This is a genomic window from Martinezella calliandrae (assembly GCF_030272695.1).
Classification (GTDB): Bacteria; Pseudomonadota; Alphaproteobacteria; order Rhizobiales; family Rhizobiaceae; genus Rhizobium; species Rhizobium calliandrae.
The window spans coordinates 4,435-5,434 of record NZ_JARFYN010000122.1 but is presented as its reverse complement, the minus strand read 5'-3'; the positions used below and the strand labels follow the sequence as shown (position 1 = coordinate 5,434).

1 protein-coding gene is annotated in these 1,000 nt (G+C 60.7%); it reads left to right on the top strand.

The features are described 5' to 3' along the window. Nucleotides 1-1,000, top strand: a 1,000-nt coding sequence (locus PY650_RS36120) for an AAA family ATPase (RefSeq protein ID WP_285884869.1), incomplete at both ends; no start/stop codon positions are given.

The following is a 1,000-nucleotide window of genomic DNA, read 5'->3' as shown; positions in this document are numbered from 1 at the left end:
ACCGCATGCAGCAGTCCTTGAGCCACAATGTTAACCGACATCATGTCGATCAAGCATTGCGCCGACAGGACGACGCGATCAAGCGAGCCACTGCAGTATCGTTGACTGATCGGGTCGATCGCGGTGACATCTCCGTCGCCGAGCGGGATCGCCTGATCGAGAAGGCAGGCTTGAGCCAGGAACAGCGGACTGCCGTTTATCATCTGACGCAGGCTTGCCAGATCGCTGCTGTGGTCGGCTTTGCCGGCGCCGGCAAATCGACCATGCTTGCTGCTGCGCGCGAAGCCTGGGAACGGCAGGGTTATCGTGTTCATGGCGCAGCGCTTGCCGGCAAGGCAGCAGAGGGGCTGGAGGAAACCTCGGGCATCGCATCGCGAACCCTGGCCTCATGGGAATATCGCTGGCAAGCGGGCAAAGGCGAACTCGGCAAGGGCGACATTCTCGTCATCGACGAAGCCGGCATGGTGGACAGCCGACGGCTGGCACGCTTCATCAGTGAAGCCGAGACACGTGGTGCCAAGCTCGTCCTGGTCGGCGATCACGAGCAGTTGCAGGCGATCGGTGCCGGCTCGCCGTTTAGGGCGATCGTCGAGCGCATTGGCGCGGTCGAGCTCTCGGAAATCCGTCGTCAACGCGCCGATTGGCAGAAAGAAGCATCTGTTGCCTTCGCGACGCATCGCACCGATGTTGGGCTGACGGCCTATGCCGATCACGGTGCAGTCAAGTTCGGCGAAGACAGGCAGAATGCCCGGGCGGCTTTGGTCCATGACTATCTCTCAGATCTGGAGACAAATCTCTCTGGATCACGGATCGCCCTTGCCCATCGGCGCGTCGACGTTCGTGCGATCAATGCCGATATCAGGACCTTGCTTCAGCAAAGAGGCCAGCTGGCAAAAGGCGAGGAAGAGCAAGCTGCGCTCGGTCGTGAGGTCGTCTATCAGACCAATGACGGCAAGCGCTCCTTCGCGCCCGGCGACCGCATCGTTCTCTTGGAAAACAA